Origin of the sequence: Streptomyces antibioticus, from assembly GCF_002019855.1 — a bacterium.
GTDB lineage: Bacteria > Actinomycetota > Actinomycetes > Streptomycetales > Streptomycetaceae > Streptomyces > Streptomyces antibioticus_B.
In genome coordinates this window covers 3,314,417-3,334,978 of the sequence record NZ_CM007717.1, presented here as the reverse complement: position 1 = coordinate 3,334,978, position 20,562 = coordinate 3,314,417, and the positions used below count along the sequence as shown (strand labels likewise).

Sequence of the window (20,562 nt, the reverse complement as noted above, 5' to 3'; positions counted from 1 at the left end):
CGGGTCGTGCGGCGGGCGGCGTCAGCCCTTCACCGCGCCCTGCATGATGCCGCCCACGATCTGCTTGCCGAAGATCGCGAAGACCAGCAGCAGCGGCAGCGTGCCCAGCAGCGCGCCCGCCATGATCAGGGACTGGTCGGGGGTGTACCCGCGGCCGAGGCCCGCGACCGCGACCTGCACGGTCGGGTTGCCGGTCTGGCTGAGCACCAGGAACGGCCACAGGAAGTCGTTCCACGTCTGGACGAACATCAGCATGCCGAGCACGGCCATCGCCGGGCGCGCCGCGGGGAACACCACGTGCCACACCACACGCCAACTGCTCGCGCCGTCCACCCGGGCCGCCTCGATGATCTCGTCCGGCAGCGCCTGGATCAGGTACTGCCGCATGAAGAACACACCGAACGCGCTGACCAGCGACGGCAGGATCACCGCCTGGAGCTGGTCGGTCCACTCCAGCTTCGCCACCATCATGTACAGCGGGATGATGCTGAGCTGCGGCGGCACCATCATCGTGCCGATCACGATCAGCATCATCGCGCCGCGGCCCCGGAAGCGGAGCTTGGCGAAGGCGAAGCCGGCGATCGTCGACAGGAAGACGATCGTCGCCGCCGAGGTCCCGGCCACGATCGTCGTGTTGACGAACGCCTTGCCGAGGTTGGCGTCGTTCCAGGCGATGTCCAGGTTCTTGAAGAGGTTGGAGCCGAACCAGAACGGCGGCGGGGTCTGCGCCAGCCGCTGGTTGTCACGGGAGGCGGCGATCGCGGTCCACACCAGCGGGAACAGCGAGCCGAACGTGAACACGGCGAGGATCACGTACGCGATCGGGCCGCCGTGCATCTGTCCGCCGGCCCGCGCGGACCGGGGGCGCCGCACTCGGGGGGCGGTGGGCGCGGCGTCGTGGGGCTCGGGCTTCGTCAAAGTCGTCGTCACGGCCGGTACTCCTAACTACTGGCGCGCAGCCGGCGCGAGATGACGTAGTTGACGATGCCGATCACGATCAGGATCAGGAACATCGTCCAGGCGATCGCCGAGGCCCGGCCCAGGTGCTGGTTGATCCAGCCCTGCTCGTACAGGTAGAGGCCCAGCGTCTGGAACTGGTGCTCCGCGCCGCCCGAGGCGCCCTTGTTCGCGTCGAACAGGAGCGGCTCGCCGAAGACCTGGCTCGCGCCGATCGTCGAGACGACGACCGTGAAGAGGATCGTCGGACGCAGCGACGGCAGCGTGACATGGAAGAACTGCTGCCAGCGGCTGGCGCCGTCCAGCGCCGCCGACTCGTACAGATCCTGCGGGATGGCCTGCATCGCCGCCAGGTAGATCAGCGCGTTGTAGCCGGTCCAGCGCCAGATGATGATCGTGGAGACCGCTATCTGGGAGGGCCACTTGTCGTTCTGCCAGTCGACCGGGCTCACCCCGACCGCGTCCAGCGCCCAGTTGATCATGCCGTAGTCACGGCCGAAGAGCAGGACGAAGACGAGCGAGGCGGCGGCGATCGAGGTCGCGTACGGCGCGAGCATCGCGACCCGGTAGAACGTCGACGCGCGCAGCCGGTAGTTGAGGATGTGCGCGAGGCCCATCGCCATCAGCAACTGCGGGACGGTCGAGATGACACCGATCGTCAGCGTGTTGCGCGCCGCGTTCCAGAAGAAGTCGTCGTCGAAGATCCGCGTGTAGTTGCGCAGCCCCACCCAGTTCATGTCGGTGGGGGCCGTCATCTCCACCTGGTGCAGCGACGCCCAGCCCGTGTAGATCAGCGGGAACAGGCCGAAGGCGAGGAACAGCAGGAAGAACGGCGAGACGAACGCGTACGGGCTCCAGCGGATGTCCCGCTGCCAGCGGCGCGAGAGCCGGGCCCGGCGCCGCGCCTCCGCGTCCACGGGTGCCGCGGGCGGGCGGCCCGGGGCCGCGCCCCCCTCCTTGGCGGGGGGCGCGGCGGTGTCGTGGGTGGACATACGGGTCACTTGTCCAGGTTGTTGTCGATGGTCTTCGTGGCCGTCTCCCAGGCGTCCTCGGGCGACTTGCCCTTCGTCACGAGGATGACGCCGTTGTCCGCGAGACCCTGCCCGATGATCTGGTCCTTCGGGCCGATGACCTGGACCGGGGCGGCCTTGGCGGCCTCGGCGAAGATCGTGCCGATCGGGGCGTCACCGGTCATCTCGTTCTTGGCGCCGGTGACCTCGGGCAGCGTGTACGTGCCCGGCGCGCTCGGGAAGGAGCCCTGCACCTTGAACAGCTTGGCCTGCTGCGCGGGCGCGGTGAGCCAGGCGGCGAGCTTCTCCGCCTCCTTCACGTTCTTGCCGCTGGAGGGCACGGCGAGGAAGGAGCCGCCCCAGTTCGCGGACTTGGGTGCCACGGCGACGTCCCACTTGCCGGCCGACTCGGGCTTCGACTTGCCCTTGATGTAGCCGAGCATCCACGGCGGGCACGCCATCGCGGCGAACTTGCTGTTGGCGATGGTGGTGTCCCAGGCCGGCTGGAACTGGGTCTGGTTGCCCACCAGGCCCTCCTGGGCGGCCTTCGCGGTGAGGTCGAAGGCGGCCTTCACCGCCGGGTTGGTCTTGTAGATGACCTTGCCGGAGGAGTCGTAGAAGCGCTCCGACTCGCTGCCGAGGATCGCGCTCAGCAGACCGCCGGGGGAGTCGGCGAAGGTGGTGCCCTTGGGCGCCTTCGCCTTGTACTGCTCGCCGACGTCGACGAACTTGGCCCAGTCGCCCGCCCAGAGCTTGCCGACCTCGGTGCGGTCGGTGGGCAGTCCGGCGGCCTCGAAGAGGTCCTTGCGGTAGCAGATGGCCATCGGGCCGACGTCCGTGCCGAAACCGATCGTCTTGCCGTCCTGGGTGGTGGCCTGCGCCCACTTCCAGTCCAGCCAGTCGCTCTTCTTCACGCCCGAAACCTTGGACAGGTCCTGGAACTTGTTCGCCTGGGTGGCGACGACCTCGGCGATGTTGCCGACCTCGACGGCCTGGATGTCCTGGAGACCGCTGTTGGTGGTGAGGTGGTTGACGAGCGCGGGGTAGTAGTTCTCGTTGCGCTCGGTGACGTTCTCGGCGATCTTGATGTTCGGGTTGAGCTTCTCGTACTCGGCGTAGAGCCCGGCCTCCTTGAAGCCGAACGTACCGAAAAGCCCCAGCGTGATCGTGGTCTTGCCCTTGCCGTCGCCGGACGACCCGTTGGATGAGTCGTCGCCGCCGTCGTCGGCACAGCCGGCCAGCAGCCCGGCGCCCAGCGACGCGACGGCCGCGAGGACAACCACCCGGCGGGCGGTTCGGGTACGTGCTCGCATTACGTCCTCCTGTTGCCCTGACGTGCCGACCCCCCGGCCAACTGCATTGTTGGGCCCGTTAGTTTCTCGCTGCGGCTCGGGCGGGGAACGTGCGGGATGTGTATGTGTCAGGTACCGTGGGAGCGCTCCCACAAGTGATGTGTTGAAGAGTCGTCGGTTCGGGCGGGGGTGTCAAGGGTGAGGACACGACGAGACGCCATCAGTTATCCGGCCGTTAGATAAGCCGGGTGCACGGTCGACATATGGTCCATTTCGGTACGTAACGCTCGCGCCGGTGGCCGTGCGCGCGAGCGAGGTCGGCGGCGGCCACCCGAACAGCGGGGACTGTTAGATTCCTGGCCAGAGTAAGACGACGTCGGGAAGGCGGAGCCCATGGCAACCCACGGAACGCGGGGCCGCAGCGGGGGTCGGCCGACTCTCGAGGAGGTGGCCGCCCGGGCCGGCGTGGGCCGCGGCACGGTCTCCCGCGTGATCAACGGCTCGCCCCGGGTCAGCGACGCGACCCGCGCCGCCGTGGAGGCGGCGGTCGCCGAACTCGGCTACGTCCCCAACACCGCCGCCCGCGCGCTCGCCGCCAACCGCACCGACGCCATCGCCCTCGTCGTCCCCGAGCCGGAGACCCGGTTCTTCGCCGAGCCGTACTTCTCCGACATGGTGCGCGGTGTGGGCGCCGAGCTCGCCGACACCGAGATGCAGTTGCTGCTGATCTTCGCGGGCAGCGACCGTGAGCGGCAGCGGCTGGCCCAGTACCTCGCGGCCCACCGGGTGGACGGCGTGCTGCTGGTCTCCGTGCACGCGGACGACCCGCTCCCCGACCTGCTCTCCCAACTGGAGATCCCGGCCGTGATCAGCGGCCCGCGCTCCGCCGCGGAGACGCTCCCCTCGGTCGACTCCGACAACTACGGCGGCGGCCGCTCGGCCGTCGAGCACCTCCTCGCCCAGGGCCGCACCCGGATCGCCCACATCACCGGCCGCCTCGACGTGTACGGCGCCCAGCGCCGCGTCGACGGCTACCGCGACGCCCTGCGCGACGCGGGGTACGAGGCAGGCGGCCTGGTCGAGCCCGGCGACTTCACCGAGGAGGGCGGCCGCCGCGCGATGGCCGCGCTGCTCGCCCGCGACCCGTCGCTCGACGCGGTGTTCGCCGGCTCGGACGTGATGGCGGCCGGCGCCCGCCAGGCGCTGCGCGAGGCGGGCCGCCGGATCCCGGAGGACGTGGCGCTGGTCGGCTACGACGACTCGGCGATAGCCCGCCACATGGACCCGCCGCTGACCAGCGTCCGCCAGCCCATCGAGGAGATGGGCCGCCGCATGCTGGCCCTGCTCCTCACCGAGATCGCGGACCGCCGCCCGGCGGCCTCCCGCGGCCTGGAACGCCGCCAGGTGGTCCTGGCGACGGAACTGGTACCGCGGGCGTCGTCCTGAGGGTTCCTCGCGTTCTTGCCCGTGTACGGCAGTCCGGCATGCGCTGATCATGCCGGAATCCGGAATGACGGCCGGGCCGTCGGCCGTGGCTCAATGGCGTCGTCGGCAGGGGGACGGGACGACCGGGAGGGGCGCGTGGTGGGTGAGGCGCGGGTGGTGACGTGGGGTGAGGCGGGGCGGATCTTGGTGTGGTGTTCGGTGGTGTGCGGTGTCGTCTGGGCCGTGCTCGCGCTGTTGGGGGAGTATCAACTGCCGGTCGCCGCGCCTGTTGTGATGCTTCTGGTCCAGTGGTTCTGGGACCGGCACCGTCACTGGGGTGCCGGTGTGGCGGCGGGGCTCAGCGGTGCGGCGGTGGTGTTCGTGCTTGTCGACGGTCTCCGTCCGCATCTGGACCGGCTGGCCGCCGACGCGCTGGCCACCGAGGCGGGGGCCGCCGTCGCGCTCGTCGTCTTCACGGGCTGGGCCCGGCTGCGGAGGGCCTGACGTGCTCCGGTACCGCTGCGGGGGAGTCTGCCTCGCGCTGCTCGGGCTCGCCCTTGTCCTGGTCGGTGCGGTCGGCGTGCTGATCGTGCCCGACCTCGTGGCCGACGAGCGCGCCTTCCGCGCGGCCCGGCCCTGCGTGGGCGCGGCCACCGGCGACTGTCTGCGCTCGGTGCCGGCCACCGTGCGCGGCACGCTGATCCGGGAGCGGCCCAGGAACTACGCGTACGTGCTCGAACTCGACGGTCCCCGCCCGGTCCCCGGCGACCTCGACATGGGCGGAGCCGACCCGCTGCTCAAGGATCTGCGCGCGGGGGACCGGGTCACCGTGACCCTGTGGCGCGACTACGCGATCGCCGTCGGCAAGGACGGGGTGACCCAGTACTCGTCCGACAGTCCCGAGGGCGAACCACAGGTCATCTTGGCCCTCGCGCTCGCCTTCCTGCCCTTGGGCGCGTTCGCCGCCCACGCGGGCGGAAAGCTCGTGGTGCGTGCCCGCGACTACGCCGCCCAGGGGCCGCCCGGCCACCTCGTGCCGCTCGGGAAACGGGCCCTCGGCGCCGCCGTCTGCGCCCTGCCCGCGGGTCTGTTCGGCCTGTGGTGGGGCGGGCCGATCGCGGTGGCGGTGATGTGGGTGCTGCTGGCGGGAGCGCTGTGGGTGCTGACCGGGAGGCGCGAGACCACGGGCGGCGGGCGTCATGCGCGGCCCCTCGAAAGCCCCCGGTAACGCGATCAGGCGGTGACTTCCCTTTCGGGAAGTCACCGCCTGATGACACAGGGTGAGTGACGGGACTCGAACCCGCGGCATCCTGGACCACAACCAGGTGCTCTACCAGCTGAGCTACACCCACCACGACCGGCGATCGAACTTTGCGGTTTTCCGACCGGCCGAGAAAAAGTGTACAGGGTCCGCAGGGGTGCTCGCGCACGCCTTTTACCGGGCGGGCAGGACGTGCTTCGCGGCGATCGTGCGGGCGGTCTCGGAGTCGGGACCGGGCTGCGGGACGAAGACGGCCTCGCGGTAGTAGCGCAGTTCCGCGATGGACTCGCGGATGTCGGCGAGGGCGCGGTGGTTGCCGTTCTTCTCGGGGCTGTTGAAGTACGCCCGCGGGTACCAGCGGCGGGCCAGCTCCTTGACCGAGGACACGTCCACGATCCGGTAGTGCAGGTAGCCCTCCAGGGACGGCATGTCCCGGGCGAGGAAACCGCGGTCGGTGCCGACGGAGTTGCCGCACAGCGGCGCCTTGCCGGGCTCCTTCACATGCCGGCGGATGTAGGCCAGCACCTGCTCCTCGGCCTCGGCGAGCGTGGTGCCGCCGGCCAGCTCCTCCAGGAGCCCGGAGGTCGTGTGCATCTGGCGCACCACCTCGGGCATCGTCTCCAGGGCCTTGGCCGGCGGCCGGATGACGATGTCGACCCCGTCGCCGAGGATGTTCAGCTCGGAGTCGGTGACGAGGGCGGCCACCTCGATGAGAGCGTCGTCGGACAGCGAGAGGCCGGTCATCTCGCAGTCGATCCACACCATGCGATCGTTCATGCGACCACCCTAAGGGCGGCGGGGGCATCCACAACGCCCCCGCCGCCCTCGGGCTTCGGTCCTACAGTCCGCTGCGCTGTCCCGGCACGCTCGCCCGGGCCGCGTACGCCTCCCGGGCGTGGTCGGCCAGGGCCGGCGCGGAGCCGAGCGCGCTGGTGGTCGCGGCGGTCCGCCGGAGCTGCGGCGGCACCGGACCCGGCCCCTCCGGGTGCAGGCCGGCCGGCGCGGGCGGTGATGACGGCTCGGAGTCCGTCACCCGCTCACCCTGCGGCCGCCGTGCCCGGTAGGCCGCCCGGTACGCCGCGGGCGACGAGCCGAGCTGCCGCCGGAAGTGCCCGCGCAGCGCCACCGGCGAACGGAAGCCGCAGCGCCCCGCGACCTCGTCCACCGAGAAGTCGGACGTCTCCAGCAGCCGCTGCGCCTGGAGCACCCGCTGCGTGATCAGCCACTGCAGGGGTGCGCTGCCGGTCAGCGAGCGGAACCGGCGGTCGAACGTACGGCGGCTCATATAGGCGCGTGCCGCCAGTGTCTCCACGTCGAACTGCTCGTGGAGGTGTTCCAGCGCCCAGGCGACGACCTCGGCCAGCGGGTCGGCGCCGATCTCCTCTGGTAAAGACCGGTCGAGGTAGCGCTCCTGACCGCCCGACCGGCGCGGCGGGACCACCAGACGCCGGGCCAGCGCGCCCGCCGCCTCGTTGCCGTGGTCCGTCCGCACGATGTGGAGACAGAGATCGATTCCGGCCGCCGTCCCGGCCGACGTCAGCACGTCGCCGTCGTCGACGAACAGTTCCCGCGGATCCACGTGGACCGACGGATAGCGCTTGGCCAGCGTCGGTGCGTACATCCAGTGGGTGGTGGCCGGGCGCCCGTCCAGCAGACCCGCGGCGGCCAGCACGAACGCGCCGGTGCACAGGCCCACGATGCGGGCTCCTTCTTCATGCGCGCGCCGCAGTGCGTCGAGCGCCTCCTCCGGTGGCGGAGAAGTGATCGAACGCCAGGCCGGCACGACGACCGTGCCCGCCCGCGAGATCGCTTCCAAGCCATGCGGTGCGGAGAGTTCCAGGCCCCCTGTGGTCCGCAGCGGGCCGTCCTCGCCGCCGCACACCAGTAGTCGGTAGCGCGGCACGCCGGCGTCCTGGCGGTCAATCCCGAACACCGACAGCGGTATGGAACTCTCGAAGATGGGCCCGCCGCTGAACAGCAGCACCGCGACGATCTCCTTGCGGCGTCGCCCGGAAAGTTTCCGGGCCGCGGCTTCCGGCGCGGCAGTGGAGTCGTGGCTCATCCTGCTAAGCCCCCCTCGGTGGTCGCGGCTCCTCGGTTGTGTCGCTCCTGCACGTTTCCCCTCGGTCCTGCACGAGTCCCCCGCCGTAGACAGTCTCAAGATCGAATCTACTGTGTCGCGTGATGCCGACGTGGCCAGTTCAGCACCCGGCCGATTGTCGACTTGGCAACTTGGCGTGAAGCATTCGATCACGAAGCGTTGCACTCGTGGGGCGTGCAGGGAAGTGCGCCTCGTCGTGGTGGCCAATCCCCGTAGGGTGCACAGGGTCCCCGGAGCCCTTTCTTCGCAGGTGGGACCGGGGGTGGGGGGTGGTGGGGGCAAGAGATGCGCACCGACCGGAAGTTGGCTGAAAACATACGTGCGCGTGCGTGAAAACCGGTCAGTCGACCGGTGTGTTTCCCCCGGAGTGACGACCGCCACGGTGCGACCCCGATCCGGCGCGCTGACGGCGGCCCCGGGAGGGCGCGGCGGCCGGCGGTTCCACGGCGGGCGTACGGGCCGCGACCCGCTCGGACCGGCGCAGCAGCAGCCGGCAGACGGCGGTGACGGCGGCCAGGCCGAGGGCGGTGCCGGCGGCTCCGGCGAGCGAGGAGCCGTACCAGAGGAGGACGACCGGTACGAGGACCGTGCTGAAGGCCGCCCAGCGGATCAGGTCGGTGGAGCGATCAGTGGGCCGGTAGGTGGAGCGGTCGGTGGAGCGGTCGGTGGAGCGGTCGGCGCCGGGCCGGCTCCCGGGCGCGGGGCGGCCCTCGGTGCCGCGCCCGGTGCGGCTTCCGGCGCGGCTGTCGGGGTCGGGGCGGGACGCGGACATACGGCGGGCTCCTCCCCGGGGTGGTGACACGGCACGGGGTTCAACGCGGGCGCGGCCGGTCGGTCACTGGGGGCGGCGTGGTTGAAGCCTGTGCAAACCGGCTGTACGGGGCAGCAACCGTTGCGTCGCGGGCGTCGGCTCGTGCATGCTCCCTGGAACCCCCACCGAGGGTGCTCGCGATCTGGGCGTCGAAGGCGTGGCGCCGTACCCTTGGGGGTATGGGGTCGGGAAGACCATTCCCGGACACACAGCTCCGCCGCTCACCGCCGTCCCACCCATACAAGGATCGATTCGCCGAGACAGTCATGGCCGGTCACGAATTCTTCGAACCCGCGGACCGCAAGCGGCCCGTCGCCGACCCCACGGCGGCCGAGCCCCTGGCGGCGGAAGAGACGCGCCCCACCTGCGATCCCGCCTTCAAGCACGGTGTGGTCGTCGGCTTCGACGGCTCCACCTCCAGTGAGCGCGCGCTCGCGTACGCCATCGGCATGGCCCACCGCTCCCGGGCGGGCCTGATCATCGTGCACGTCGCCAACCGGCTGCCCACGACCGTGTGGGCGGGGTGCGAGCCGCCGGTCTTCGTGGACGTCCCCGATCACCGCACCGAGGTCCTCGGCCTGGAGCTGGCCTGTGCGGACTATCTCGCCGAGGTGCCCTGGATCCTGGTCGAGCGCGGCGGTGACATCTGCCACGAACTCGAAGAGGTGGGGCGGGAGTACGAGGCCGACGCGATCGTCGTCGGGTCGACCCACGGCCTGGTGGGGCGGCTGTTCGGCTCGGTCGCCGGGCGGCTCGCCAAGCGCGCGAAGCGCCCCGTCATCGTGATTCCCTGAGGCATCTCCGAGGCATCTCCCGGGCATCTCCGGGGGATCTCCGGGGAGTTGCCCCGAGGCCCGCTCAACTCCCTTTGCCCGGTGTGCGAAACGCGTACGAATCTCTTCGCGCGCGGAGGTGTTTGTGCTCTTGTGAAGGGCATATATCGGTCACCGCGCATCGCACAACTGCATGAAGGGAGCCCGCCGTGGACAACGACGTCTCTGCGGGAAGCACCGGGAGCACCACCACCATCGCCGGCCGACTCGCCCTGGGAATCACCCTGTTGGCGTTCGGTCTCGGGTACACCGATCTGATCGACGGCGTGACGGCGGCGGACGCCGTGTCCATCGCCCACTACGTCGGCGGCGTCGCGCTGTTCATCGCCGGCCTGTTCGCCCTCCGCGACCGCGACACGGGCGACGGCACCGCGTTCACCGTCCTCGGCGCCCTCTGGTTCACCTGGGCCGTCTCGGCGGGCGCCCAGGTCTCCGACAACGCGGCGGGGCTGTTCCTGCTGCTGTTCGCCCTGGTGACGCTCTCCCTCACCGCGGCGGGCGGGGACCAACTCACCCGTGGCACCTACGGGTTGTTCCTGGTCGGGCTGGTGCTGATGGCCGTCGCCCGGTTCGCCGACAGCGATGTGCTCACCCAGGCCGGCGGCTGGTTCGCCGCCGCGGCCGGGGCGGTGGCCTGGTACGCGGCGACGGCCGCGCTGGCGCACTGGCCCACGGCGCTTCCCAGGCGCGCTGCCGGCCGTGGTGTGACGGCCACCGGCTGATCGGCAGCGGAGGCCGGGGAGTTGGGCTTCCCCGGTGAACATGGGCGGACCCCCGGTGACAGGTGGCGTCACACGGGGGTCCGTTCCGTCGTCTCATGGGTTCCGACGGGTTCCGGCTACTCGACCGTGACCGACTTCGCCAGGTTGCGGGGCTTGTCGATGTCCCGGTCCAGGGCCTTCGCCGTGTAGTAGGCGAGGAGCTGGAGCGGGATGCCCATCAGGATCGGGTCCAGCTCGTCCTCGTTCTTCGGGACGACGATCGTCTGGTCGGCCTTCTCCTGGTGCTCGTGGGCCACCGCGAGGATCCGGCCGCTGCGGGCCTTGATCTCCTCCAGGGCCGCGCGGTTCTTCTCCAGCAGGTCGTCGTTGGGGACGATCGCGACCGTCGGCAGGGCGGGCTCGATCAGGGCCAGCGGGCCGTGCTTCAGCTCGGAGGCCGGGTACGCCTCGGCGTGGATGTAGCTGACCTCCTTGAGCTTCAGGGAGGCCTCACGGGCCACCGGGTAGCCCCGGACGCGGCCGATGAAGAGCATCGAGCGGGCCTCGGCGAACTCGTCGGCCAGCTTCTTGATCTCCTCCTCGTGGGAGAGGATCTCGGCGATCTGGCCGGGCAGCTTGCGCAGGCCCTCGATGATCCGCTTGCCGTCGCGGACCGAGAGGTCACGGGTGCGGCCCAGGTGCAGGGCGAGCAGCGCGAAGGCGACCGTGGTGTTGGTGAAGCACTTGGTGGAGACGACGCACACCTCGGGTCCCGCGTGCACGTAGATGCCGCCGTCCGCCTCGCGGGCGATCGCCGAGCCGACCACGTTGACCACACCGAGGACCCGGGCGCCCTTGCGCTTCAGCTCCTGGACGGCGGCCAGCACGTCGTACGTCTCACCGGACTGGGAGACGGCGATGTAGAGGGTGTCGGGGTCGACGACCGCGTTGCGGTAGCGGAACTCGGAGGCCGGCTCGGCGTCGGCGGGGATCCGGGCCAGCTCCTCGATCATCTGGGCGCCGATCATGCCCGCGTGGTACGAGGTGCCGCAGCCGAGGATCTTCACCCGGCGGATCTGGCGCGCCTCGCGGGCGTCCAGGTTGAGGCCGCCGAGGTGCACGGTGGAGAAGCGGTCGTCGATACGGCCGCGCAGCACGCGGTCCACGGCGTCGGCCTGCTCGTGGATCTCCTTGTGCATGTACGTGTCGTGGCCGCCCATGTCGTAGGAGGCGGCCTCCCACTCCACGGTGGTGGGCTCCGCGGTGGTGCGGGTGCCCTCGGTGGTGTAGGTGCGGAAGTCGTCGGCCTTGAGGGTGGCCATCTCGCCGTCGTCGAGGGTGACGATCTGGCGGGTGTGGGCGACCAGCGCGGCGATGTCCGAGGCGACGAACATCTCCTTCTCGCCGATGCCGAGGACGACGGGGGAGCCGTTGCGGGCGACGACGATCCGGTCGGAGAAGTCGGCGTGCATCACGGCGATGCCGTAGGTGCCCTCGACCACGCGCAGCGCCTCGCGGACCTTGTCCTCCAGCTTGTCGGCCTGCGAGCGGGCGATGAGGTGGACGAGGACCTCGGTGTCGGTCTCGGAGAGGAACTCGACGCCGTCCGCCTCCAGCTTGCGGCGCAGGTCGGAGGCGTTGTCGATGATGCCGTTGTGGACGACGGCGACCTTGTGGTCGGCCGACATGTGCGGGTGGGCGTTCACGTCGGAGGGGGCGCCGTGGGTGGCCCAGCGGGTGTGGGCGATACCGGTGGTGCCCTTGAAGCGCGCCGGGACCTTGGCCTCCAGGTCACGGACCCGGCCCTTGGCCTTGACCATCTTCAGGCCGGCGGTCTTCGGGGTGGTGACGACGATGCCCGCGGAGTCGTAGCCGCGGTACTCCAGCCGCTGGAGTCCTTCGAGCAGCAGGGGCGCGACGTCACGCTTCCCGATGTAACCGACGATTCCGCACATATAAACGTATCCCCAAGCTTTCTGGTCACCCGCGGTCCCCCGAAGGCGATGGTTCACCCGTAGACGATGCGCCGGAGCTGTCTGAGCGTCAGCTCCGGCGGGGCCACCGCACGGTATTTCAGGTCCGCCCCGATCCGTTCGAAGATCTCCGCGTTCACCAGGCCCTGGGCCTGGAGCTCGCGGTGGCGGCGACGGACGTAGTCCTCGGTCGTCTCGTCGAAGTAGGCGAGCACGTCCTGGATCACCCGCAGCGCCTCGCCCCGCTGGAGGGGGGTGGATCGCATCAGATGATCAACGAGTTCGTCGTGCACCCGGTAGATCCTGAGGTACCGAAGCGGGTTTCGCAAGAATCCTGCCCGATATCGGGCAGGCCCCTGTTAACGACCCTTGGGGGAACGTTGAATGTGTTATGAGCGCCTGTTCGCGCGCCGTCCATACGGCGTCCGGCGTCCCGTTGCCCCGGGCGACGACTTTCGGACGTCATGGACACACCTCGCATGGGCGTACCCGACCGGCTCGCCGCGCGCATGAGCATGGCCGAGCAGCACGAGTACCTGCGCGCCCGCTTCTCCCGCCGCACCCTGATCAGGGGCGGCACGGTCACGCTGGGCGCCGTCGCGGGCGGCGCGTTCGTCACGGGCGCCACGGCCCGGGCCGTCCCCGGCACCTTCACGGGCACCGGCACCGGCACCGCCACCCGCACCGAGCGGGTCGACGGCTCCTTCGTCGCCCCCTTCGGCCGCCACCTCGCCTTCGGCGCCGACCCCCGCACCGAGATCACCGTCTCCTGGCAGGTCCCCGTCGCCGTACGGAAGCCGTTCATCCGGATCGGCGCCCACCCCTGGGACCTCTCCCGCCGTATCGAGGCGGAGGTCCGCTCCCTGCACACCCCGGCCGGGGTCGGCGCGAGCGGCGACCACACCCAGTACTACCTGCACGCGAAGCTCACCCACCTGCGCCCCGGGAGGACCTACTACTACGGCGTCGGCCACCAGGGCTTCGACCCGGCCGAGCCGCATCTGCTGGGCACCCTCGGGACCTTCACCACCGCCCCCGACCGCAAGGAACCCTTCACCTTCACCGCCTTCGGCGACCAGGGCGTCAGCTACCACGCGCTGGCCAACGACAGCCTGATCCTCGGCCAGAACCCCGCCTTCCATCTGCACGCCGGCGACATCGCCTACGCCGACCCGGCCGGCCAGGGCAAGACCTCCGACGCGGTCTTCGACGCGCGCACCTGGGACCAGTTCCTCGCCCAGACCGAGTCCGTCGCCAAGTCCGTCCCCTGGATGGTGTCGTACGGCAACCACGACATGGAGGCCTGGTACTCGCCCAACGGCTACGGCGGCGAGGAGGCCCGCTGGAGCCTGCCCGGCAACGGGCCGGACCCGAAAAACCTGCCGGGCGTCTACTCCTTCGTGTACGGCAACACGGCGGTCGTCTCGCTGGACCCCAACGACGTCTCCTTCGAGATCCCCGCCAACCTCGGCATCTCCGGCGGCACCCAGACCACCTGGCTGGAGGAGCGGCTCAGAAAGTTCCGGGCGGCGAAGGACATCGACTTCGTCGTCGTCTTCTTCCACCACTGCGCCTACTGCACCTCCACCGCGCACGCCTCGGAGGGCGGGGTCCGCCAGGAGTGGGTGCCGCTGTTCGAGAAGTACCAGGTCGACCTGGTGATCAACGGCCACAACCACCAGTACGAGCGCACGGACGTCATCAAGGGCGGCGAGGTCACCCGCAAGCTCCCGATCGGCGGCACCGCCTACCCGGAGACCGACGGCGTGGTCTACGTCACCGCGGGCGCGGCCGGCCGCAGCCTGTACGCCTTCAGCGCCCCGGACTCCTACGAGGGGCACGAGAACGAGGTCGACTCCGTGGCCTCCTTCGTCAACCTCAAGGACGGCAGGAAGAACGAGACGGTCACCTGGTCCCGGGTCCGCTACCTGAACTACTCCTTCCTGCGGGTCGACGTCACCCCCGCGCCCAAGGGCCGCCCCACCACCCTCACCGTCCAGGGCATCGCCGAGACCGGCGACCGCATCGACCACTTCACGGTGTCCCGCCGGGCCAAGTAGCCCCCGCCCGTCCGTCCGGTGTCAGGCGGTCCGCACGCGCCTCACATGCGCTTGAGGACCGCCTGCTTGGCCAGGCTGAACTCGTCGTCCGTCAGCACCCCGTCCCGGTGCAGCTCGCCCAGCTCCCGCAGCCGCCGCAGCAGCGCGTCGTGGTCGCTGCCGGACGCCTGGGCGCCCCCCGCCCCCGCCCCGGCCCCCGCCGGCGCGGGCAGCGACCGTACGGCGTCCCCGTCCCGGTCCCCCGGGTGCGGCAGCCGGGCCTGGACGGCCGCCGCGACCAGCGCCATCAGGGGGTCCTTCTTGAAGCCCCACAGCTCCACGGCGTTCGGGTCGTACTTCGGCGGGGCCTTGGTGGGCGCGTGCCGGACGGTGAACCGCAGATGGCCGTTCTCCAGGCCCGCCGCCGGATGCCATTCGACCGCCGTGATGTCCTCGACGGGGATCGTCCGGGCCCCGGCGGACGCCTTCGCGTCCTCCGTCTTCCAGTTCCACTCCAGCCGCACCCGCTCGCCGTCGAAGCTCGCCGTGCCGTCCCCGGCGGAGCAGGACAGCGGCACGGACGGGCCGGGCAGCAGATACGTGTCCACCGGGCCGCCCGGCACCTCGTCCAGCGTCAGCGCCCGGCGCACCTCGTCCACCACATACTCGGCGACCCCGTACCGGTCGGACTCGACAAGGAGCTGGTACGGGTCGTGCGGCTCGGACAGCCGTCCGCCGGTGGCGTGCAGCAGCGGGTCGGCGCCGTCCCGCAGCCGCAGTCTGAGCCGTCCGGACCGCTTCCCCTGCTCGAACGAGATGCCCGCCAACGCCCCGAGGGGGACGACGAGTTCGCCGAGTTCGCGGCGCAGCAGCCCGACGTTCTTGTCCCGCCCCGGCGTCAGCCGCAGGGCGTCCCCGTCGAAGACCCAGGTGCCGTCCTTCTGGATAATCTCCGCCATGGGCCGATTGTTCCAAACCGGCCCGGACACGACGACGGGCGCCCCGGGGACCGTACCCGGGGCGCCCGCCCGTGTGATCAGAACCCTGCGACGGGATTTTTCAGGGTGCCGATCAGTTGGAGGGCCCCGGCCGGGTCCGACAGGTCGACCATCTGGCGGTTGTCGCGCAGTTGGAGCCGGTTCAGACAGGACAGGGCGAACTCGGGGGCGAACAGGTCGTACTGGCGGAACTTGTCGGCCAGTTCGGGGTGCGCCTCCTGGTAGGCGCGGCTGACCTCGGCGACCGTGCGCCAGAAGTCGTCCTCCGTCAGGACGCCTTCGTCGGCGAGGGCGGCCGCGAGGAACCGGAAGAAGCAGTCGAAGACGTCCGTGAAGACCGACAGCAGCTTGGTGTCCTCGGGGACGTCGACGCGGATCCGCCGGACCTCGGGCGGCAGCACCGCGTCCGGGTCCATGACGGCGATCTCCTCGGCGATGTCCTTGTAGATCGCCCGGCGCACCACCCCGTCCTCCAGGACCAGGATCGTGTTCTCGCCGTGCGGCATGAACACCAGGTCGTAGGCGTAGAAGCTGTGCAGCAGCGGGGTGTAGTACGCCTCCAGGTAGGTGCGCAGCCACTCGGTGGGGGCCAGGCCCGAGCGCTCGATCAGGGCGCCCGCCACCGACCTGCCCTCGTGGTCGACATGGACCAGCGCGGCCATGGTGGCGAGCGACTCGCCGTCCCGGAGGGAGGGGACCGGGCTCTCCCGCCACAGCGCGGCCAGCATCTTGCGGTACGGCGAGTACCGGTCGGTGGCGGCCTCGTACTCCAGGTGCCGGTAGCCGACGGCCGCCCGCTCCCGGATGATCGACAGGCCGGACGCCTTGAGCACCGGGTCGTTCTCGATGAGCTGGGCCAGCCAGTCGTTGATCGCCGGGGTCGCCTCCATGTACGCCGCCGACAGGCCGCGCATGAAGCCCATGTTGAGCACGGACAGGGCCGTCTTCACATAGTGCTTCTCGGGGTGCGAGGCGTTGAAGAAGGTGCGGATGGACTGCTGGGCCAGGTATTCGTCGTCGCCCTCGCCCAGGCACACCAGATGGCGGCGCGCGACCTCGGCGGCGAAGGTGACCGACAGCTTGTTCCACCACTGCCAGGGGTGGACCGGGATGAGGAGGTAGTCGGCCGGGTCGAGGCCCTGCGCGCGCAGGACCGTGGCGAACCGCTCGACGGTCGCCTCGCCCAACTCCTCGCGCACGAACGACTCGTAGTCGATGCCGACGCCCGCCGTGAACGCGGCCCGGGAGCGGTGCGCGGCCAGCCAGACCAGCCGGACCGGGTTCGCCGTCTCCGGGGCGTAGGCCAGGTACTCGTGGACCCCGAAGCCGAGCCGCCCGTTGTTGGCGACGAAACAGGGGTGGCCCTCGGTCATGCCGGTCTCGACGGCCTGGAAGTCGGCGCGCGCCAGCTCGGCCGAGGTGACCTCCGGTTTGGCCAGCTTGTAGCAGGTGCCGGAGAGGGTGGAGGAGATCTCCTCCAGGTAGACCGGCAGGATCTCGTCGCTGAGGTGGAGGGACTCCTTCAGCTCGATGAAGAAGTCCAGCGCGGCGAGGGGGAGTTCGGCCCCGGCCTGGACGCGGGTGATGGAGTCGGCGTCCACCTGCCAGTGGTCCAGGGCGCGCCGGACGGCGGTGTAGCGGTAGGCGGTGAGCCCGTCGTCGCTGCGGACGACGTACTCCTCGCCGTCCCGCTGTGGGCTGATCAGCCGCTCGTGGGCGAACTCCGCGAGCGCCTTGCGGATCAGCAGACGGTTGGCCCGCTCCCAGCGCTCGGGGGTCAGATGGGCGACGGAGTCGGCGAGGGTCATGCGGACACCCCCACGGCGGCGGTGAACTGCTCACGGGTGCAGAAGCTCAGCAGCGCCGGTTTCTCGGGCTTGACGATCTCGCGTTCGGCGACGAACCCGACGGCCTCGTTCAGGGCGTGCACCGCCGTGTTGGAGACGTCCGGCTCGACGACGACCCGGGAGGTGGCCGGGTCGTCGAAGAGCCGGGCCATCACCGCGGTGATGACGGACCGGGTGAAGCCGTGCACCGGCTTGTCGGTGGCCGGCACCAGGAAGTGCATGCCGACGTCACCGGGCAACGGCTCGTACAGACCCACGAGTTCGCGGTAGCGGGGGTCGTAGTACTCCATCAGGAAGGCGGGTTCGCCGTCCTGGAGGCCGAGCAGCGCGTGGTGGTGCTCGTCGGCCGCGATCTCCATGTAGGCGCGCTCGACGTCCTCCGGCCGGGCGTCCTGCATCATCCAGTACGCCGCTTTGGGGTGGGTGACCCAGGCGTGCAGCAGCTCGCCGTCCTCGACGGGGTCGAGCGGGCGGAAGGTGAAGGTCATACGGCGAACTCCTGGAACGCGATGGTCTTCTCGACCGGGTAGTACTCGCTGCCGAGCAGCTCACGGATGATGGCGCTGTTGCGGTAGGCGCCCATGCCGAGGTCGGGGGAGGTGATGCTATGCGTGTGCACCCCGGCGTTCTGGAGGAAGACGCCCCGGCCCGTGGTGTCGATCGCGTAGTTGCGGGCGACGTCGAAGTTGCCGTGCGCGTCGCGCACCAGCCGGTCCTGGATCGGGGCGAGGAAGGCGGGCTCGGCGTAGTGGTAGCCGGTGGCCAGCACCAGGCCCTGGGACTCCAGGGTGAAGTCCTTGCCCTGCTCCTCCTGGCGGAAGGAGAGGGTGTAGGTGCCGTCGTCGTAGCTCGCGCCGTGCAGCGCGGAGTTGGTGAGCAGCCGGGTGGGCACCGGACCGCCGAGGTTCTTCTGGTACAGCAGATCGAAGATCTCGTTGATCAGATCGCCGTCGATCCCCTTGAACAGGCCCTTCTGCTCGGTGGTGAGCCGGTAGCGGGTGGCCTCGGGCAGCGCGCGGAAGTAGTCGATGTACTCCGGCGAGGTCATCTCCAGCGTGAGCTTGGTGTACTCCAGCGGGAAGAAGCGCGGGGAGCGGGTGACCCAGTTCAGCCGGTAGCCGTGGACGTCGATCTCGCTGAGCAGGTCGTAGTAGATCTCGGCGGCGGACTGCCCAGAGCCGACCAGGGTGATCGAGTCCTTCTTCTGGAGCTCCGCCTTGTGCGCCATGTAGCGGGAGTTGTGCAGGAAGTCCCCGCCGAGGTCCCGGCATGCCTCCGGGACGTACGGGCTGGTGCCGGTGCCCAGGACCAGACGGCGGGCCCGGTAGACGTCCCCGTCGGTGGTCCGTACGGCGTACAGCGCGTCGCCCTCGTCGTACGTCACCTCGGCGACGGTCGTCGAGAAGCGCACGCTGGTCAGCTTGTTCGCGGCCCAGCGGCAGTAGTCGTCGTACTCGACGCGCAGCGGGTAGAAGTTCTCGCGGATGTAGAACGAGTACAGCCGGCCTTTGTCCTTCAGGTAGTTGAGGAAGGAGTACGGCGAGGTCGGGTCGGCGAGGGTGACCAGGTCCGACATGAACGGCGTCTGGAGGTGGGCGCCTTCGAGGAACATCCCGGCGTGCCACTCGAAGTCCGGCTTGGACTCCAGGAAGACGCCGTCGAGCATGTCGATGGGCTCGGTGAGGCAGGCGAGGCCGAGGTTGAAGGGGCCGAGCCCGATGCCCACGAAGTCGTAGGTCTTGGTGCGGGGCTCAGGAAGCGCGGTCAAGGGACTCTCCCAGGTACTGCTCGGCGTGGCCGGCGATCAGATCGAGGACGGCGGCCATGTCGGCCGGGGTCGTCTCGGGGTTGAGCAGGGTGAACTTCAGGTAGTGGCGGTCGTTCACCTTGGTGCCGGCGACCACCGCGTCACCGGAGGCGAACAGGGCCTTGCGGGCGTACAGGTTGGCGCGGTCGATCTCGGCCGGGTCGGTGACGGTCCGCGGGATGTAGCGGAAGACCAGCGTGGACAGCGACGGCTGGACGACGACGTCGAAGCGGGGGTCGGCGGCCAGCAGGTGCCAGCCCTCGACGGCCAGGTCGCAGACCTCGTCGAAGAGTTCGCCGATGCCGTCGGCGCCCATGGTGCGCAGGGTCATCCAGAGCTTGAGGGCGTCGAAACGGCGGGTGGTCTGGAGGGACTTGTCCACCTGGTTGGGGATGCGCTCCGCCACCATCCGCCGCGGGTTGAGGTACTCGGCGTGGTAGGTGGCGTGCCGCAGGGTGGCCGCGTCCCGGACCAGCAGGGCGGAGGAACTCACCGGCTGGAAGAAGGACTTGTGGTAGTCGACGGTGACCGAGTCGGCGCGCTCGATGCCGTCGATGCGGTCCCGGTACTTCACGGAGGCGAGCAGTCCGCAGCCGTAGGCGGCGTCCACGTGCATCCAGGTGGAGAACTGGGCGCAGAGTGCGGCGATCTCGGGCAGCGGGTCGATGGAGCCGAAGTCGGTGGTGCCGGCGGTGGCGACGACCGCCATGGGCACGAGTCCGGCCGCCGTGCAGCGCTCCAGCTCGCGGGCGAGCGCGACGGTCCGCATCCGCTTGTCCTGGTCCACCGGGATCGACACGACCGCGTCCTGGCCGAGGCCGAGGAGTTTCGCCGACTTCTTCACGCTGAAGTGGCTGACCTCGGAGGCGAAGATGCGCAGTTTCGCGAGCGAGTCGGTCTTGGCCTCCTCGCGCGCCAGCAGCAGCGCCTGGAGGTTGGACTGGCTGCCGCCGGAGGTGAACACGCCGTCGGCGGCGGGGCCGAGGCCGATCCGTCCGGTCGTCCAGTCGACCAGCCGACGCTCGATGAGGGTGCCGCCGGCCGACTGGTCCCAGGTGTCCAGGGAGGAGTTGACGGCGGAGAGCACCGCCTCGCCGAGCACCGCCGGTATGACGACCGGGCAGTTGAGGTGGGCGAGGTAGCGGGGGTGGTGGAAGTAGACCGCGTCGCGGAGGTAGACGTCCTCCAGCTCGTCCAGCACCGCCGAGGTGTCGTGCAGCGGCCGGTCCAGGTCGATCCGCTCGATGAGGGGGGCGAGGGCGTCGACCGTGACTCCGGTGAACGGACGGTCGGTGGCGGCGAGTCTGGCCGCCACCCGCTCGACTCCTTCGGTCACGGAGCGGCGGTAGTGCTCCGCGGTCGTGTCATTGAGCAGGTGCGAGCGCATGGTGGGGGTCCTCCGGTGGGGCCGGTCGGCTTCAACTTAGGTAAGCCTAACCTAAGTTTGATCGCGCACGGCATGCCTCACCCGTGACAGTGATCACTCGGGCCGCGGGGGTTCCGGCGT

Annotated in this window: 19 protein-coding genes and 1 tRNA gene; 6 read left to right on the top strand and 14 right to left on the bottom strand. The window is 70.2% G+C overall.

Annotated features, from left to right (window positions below; genetic code table 11):
• Positions 1 to 21: 21 nt before the first annotated feature.
• The 3 genes from AFM16_RS14730 to AFM16_RS14720 are packed head-to-tail and all read right to left on the bottom strand — an operon-like array spanning position 22 to position 3,280.
• Positions 22 to 930, bottom strand: coding sequence for a carbohydrate ABC transporter permease (locus AFM16_RS14730; RefSeq protein WP_030779987.1), 909 nt, complete (start codon positions 928 to 930; stop codon positions 22 to 24).
• An 11-nt stretch (positions 931 to 941) separates the two neighbouring features.
• Positions 942 to 1,949 carry a carbohydrate ABC transporter permease gene (locus tag AFM16_RS14725; RefSeq protein WP_078633589.1) on the bottom strand — a complete coding sequence of 336 codons (1,008 nt, stop codon included), beginning with the start codon at positions 1,947 to 1,949 and terminating at the stop codon, positions 942 to 944.
• Positions 1,950 to 1,954: 5 nt separating this feature from the next.
• Positions 1,955 to 3,280 carry an ABC transporter substrate-binding protein gene (locus AFM16_RS14720; protein ID WP_078633588.1) on the bottom strand — a complete coding sequence of 442 codons (1,326 nt, stop codon included), beginning with the start codon at positions 3,278 to 3,280 and terminating at the stop codon, positions 1,955 to 1,957.
• 372 nt (positions 3,281 to 3,652) lie between these two features.
• Between AFM16_RS14720 and AFM16_RS14715 the strand changes: the two genes are divergently transcribed.
• From AFM16_RS14715 to AFM16_RS14705, 3 genes are all read left to right on the top strand, one after another.
• On the top strand, positions 3,653 to 4,705 hold the full coding sequence (locus tag AFM16_RS14715; protein ID WP_078633587.1) for a LacI family DNA-binding transcriptional regulator: 1,053 nt from the start codon (positions 3,653 to 3,655) through the stop codon (positions 4,703 to 4,705).
• Between the two features lie 135 nt (positions 4,706 to 4,840).
• Positions 4,841 to 5,188 carry a hypothetical protein gene (locus AFM16_RS14710; protein WP_143648358.1) on the top strand — a complete coding sequence of 116 codons (348 nt, stop codon included), beginning with the start codon at positions 4,841 to 4,843 and terminating at the stop codon, positions 5,186 to 5,188.
• Between the two features lies 1 nt (position 5,189).
• The gene (locus tag AFM16_RS14705) at positions 5,190 to 5,912 is read left to right on the top strand and encodes a hypothetical protein (protein WP_078633586.1); all 723 of its coding nucleotides are present in this window, start codon (positions 5,190 to 5,192) and stop codon (positions 5,910 to 5,912) included.
• Positions 5,913 to 5,963: 51 nt separating this feature from the next.
• Here AFM16_RS14705 and AFM16_RS14700 read toward each other — a convergent pair.
• From AFM16_RS14700 to AFM16_RS14685, 4 genes are all read right to left on the bottom strand, one after another.
• Positions 5,964 to 6,036, bottom strand: a tRNA-His gene (locus AFM16_RS14700).
• Between the two features lie 83 nt (positions 6,037 to 6,119).
• On the bottom strand, positions 6,120 to 6,722 hold the full coding sequence (gene orn / locus AFM16_RS14695; RefSeq protein WP_078633585.1) for an oligoribonuclease: 603 nt from the start codon (positions 6,720 to 6,722) through the stop codon (positions 6,120 to 6,122).
• Between the two features lie 61 nt (positions 6,723 to 6,783).
• Positions 6,784 to 8,007: a helix-turn-helix domain-containing protein gene (locus AFM16_RS14690; RefSeq protein WP_030779971.1), complete on the bottom strand. Its 1,224-nt coding sequence runs from the start codon at positions 8,005 to 8,007 to the stop codon at positions 6,784 to 6,786.
• A gap of 379 nt (positions 8,008 to 8,386) precedes the next feature.
• Positions 8,387 to 8,659, bottom strand: a complete 273-nt coding sequence (locus AFM16_RS14685; protein WP_078636954.1) for a hypothetical protein — start codon at positions 8,657 to 8,659, stop codon at positions 8,387 to 8,389.
• 464 nt (positions 8,660 to 9,123) lie between these two features.
• On the opposite strand from AFM16_RS14685, the gene AFM16_RS14675 reads away from it, so the two are divergent.
• Positions 9,124 to 9,651 (top strand): universal stress protein, encoded by a 528-nt coding sequence (locus AFM16_RS14675; protein WP_030779966.1) that lies wholly within the window; start codon positions 9,124 to 9,126, stop codon positions 9,649 to 9,651.
• Positions 9,652 to 9,839: 188 nt separating this feature from the next.
• Positions 9,840 to 10,412 carry a GPR1/FUN34/YaaH family transporter gene (locus AFM16_RS14670; protein ID WP_078633583.1) on the top strand — a complete coding sequence of 191 codons (573 nt, stop codon included), beginning with the start codon at positions 9,840 to 9,842 and terminating at the stop codon, positions 10,410 to 10,412.
• A 116-nt stretch (positions 10,413 to 10,528) separates the two neighbouring features.
• Here AFM16_RS14670 and glmS read toward each other — a convergent pair whose 3' ends face one another.
• Positions 10,529 to 12,346: a glutamine--fructose-6-phosphate transaminase (isomerizing) gene (gene glmS, locus AFM16_RS14665; RefSeq protein WP_030779961.1), complete on the bottom strand. Its 1,818-nt coding sequence runs from the start codon at positions 12,344 to 12,346 to the stop codon at positions 10,529 to 10,531.
• Positions 12,347 to 12,399: 53 nt separating this feature from the next.
• On the bottom strand, positions 12,400 to 12,657 hold the full coding sequence (locus AFM16_RS14660; protein WP_030779958.1) for a hypothetical protein: 258 nt from the start codon (positions 12,655 to 12,657) through the stop codon (positions 12,400 to 12,402).
• Positions 12,658 to 12,843: 186 nt separating this feature from the next.
• Between AFM16_RS14660 and AFM16_RS14655 the strand changes: the two genes are divergently transcribed.
• Positions 12,844 to 14,424 (top strand): purple acid phosphatase family protein, encoded by a 1,581-nt coding sequence (locus AFM16_RS14655; protein ID WP_078633582.1) that lies wholly within the window; start codon positions 12,844 to 12,846, stop codon positions 14,422 to 14,424.
• A gap of 41 nt (positions 14,425 to 14,465) precedes the next feature.
• Here the strand turns inward: AFM16_RS14655 and AFM16_RS14650 are convergent, their stop codons facing one another.
• The 5 genes from AFM16_RS14650 to desA form a co-directional block, all read right to left on the bottom strand.
• Positions 14,466 to 15,362 carry a DUF4429 domain-containing protein gene (locus AFM16_RS14650; protein ID WP_078633581.1) on the bottom strand — a complete coding sequence of 299 codons (897 nt, stop codon included), beginning with the start codon at positions 15,360 to 15,362 and terminating at the stop codon, positions 14,466 to 14,468.
• A 77-nt stretch (positions 15,363 to 15,439) separates the two neighbouring features.
• Positions 15,440 to 17,209, bottom strand: a complete 1,770-nt coding sequence (locus AFM16_RS14645; protein ID WP_078633580.1) for an IucA/IucC family protein — start codon at positions 17,207 to 17,209, stop codon at positions 15,440 to 15,442.
• Positions 17,206 to 17,736 (bottom strand): GNAT family N-acetyltransferase, encoded by a 531-nt coding sequence (locus AFM16_RS14640; protein WP_030779947.1) that lies wholly within the window; start codon positions 17,734 to 17,736, stop codon positions 17,206 to 17,208. The genes AFM16_RS14645 and AFM16_RS14640 overlap by 4 nt, the downstream gene beginning before the upstream one ends.
• Positions 17,733 to 19,016, bottom strand: a complete 1,284-nt coding sequence (locus tag AFM16_RS14635) for a lysine N(6)-hydroxylase/L-ornithine N(5)-oxygenase family protein (RefSeq protein ID WP_078633579.1) — start codon at positions 19,014 to 19,016, stop codon at positions 17,733 to 17,735. The genes AFM16_RS14640 and AFM16_RS14635 overlap by 4 nt, the downstream gene beginning before the upstream one ends.
• The gene (gene desA, locus AFM16_RS14630; RefSeq protein ID WP_030779941.1) at positions 19,000 to 20,442 is read right to left on the bottom strand and encodes a lysine decarboxylase DesA; all 1,443 of its coding nucleotides are present in this window, start codon (positions 20,440 to 20,442) and stop codon (positions 19,000 to 19,002) included. Before desA ends, AFM16_RS14635 begins: the two co-directional genes overlap by 17 nt.
• Positions 20,443 to 20,562: the final 120 nt, after the last annotated feature.